Raw genomic sequence first — 521 nt, forward strand, 5'->3', positions numbered from 1 at the left:
GTTGCAATCACAACGAAAGAGGAGCAACTCCTTAACGAGGCAGCTCAAGCAGGAGTATCCGAACTAGAAATTGCGGTTGATGGCCAAGAAGTCTTGTTTCAACTGGTCGAAATTCCTTTTGATAAAATTGAAGCCGAAACATTCGTATCAGAGGATAATGTTCGAGATCAATCAATTATGTCTCGGCTGTCAGTTATAGATATTACCAACAAGATCTCTGATAAGGGTCAACTCTATCCCGGTCTTGCTATAAAACACACTGATTCACAAGGGGGTGTCACTTATGAAGTTATTGATGGCTCTCAACGCAGAAGCGGTTGTTTCTACAGTAAGCGCGGTTTTAAGATCTATGCTACAAGTCAAAATATTACACGCGAAAGTAAGCAGTCTTTATCTGAAGTAAGTAATACACATAGACCCATGTCTCTCTATGAGTTAGGTAAGCAATGGCTGAACCTCAAGAAAGAACAAGGTTTGAACAATATTCAGATTGCCACCGAGAAAGGCTATGACAAAAACTT

The 521-nt window shown here is 40.3% G+C and carries 1 protein-coding gene; it reads left to right on the plus strand.

Annotation, left to right across the window (positions count from 1 at the left end; genetic code table 11):
- Positions 1 to 521, plus strand: a 521-nt coding sequence (locus IQR33_RS25355) for a ParB N-terminal domain-containing protein (RefSeq protein ID WP_193844168.1), incomplete at both ends; no start/stop codon positions are given.

The organism is Vibrio sp. OPT46, assembly GCF_015163535.1.
In the GTDB taxonomy this organism is placed as follows: domain Bacteria; phylum Pseudomonadota; class Gammaproteobacteria; order Enterobacterales; family Vibrionaceae; genus Vibrio; species Vibrio alginolyticus.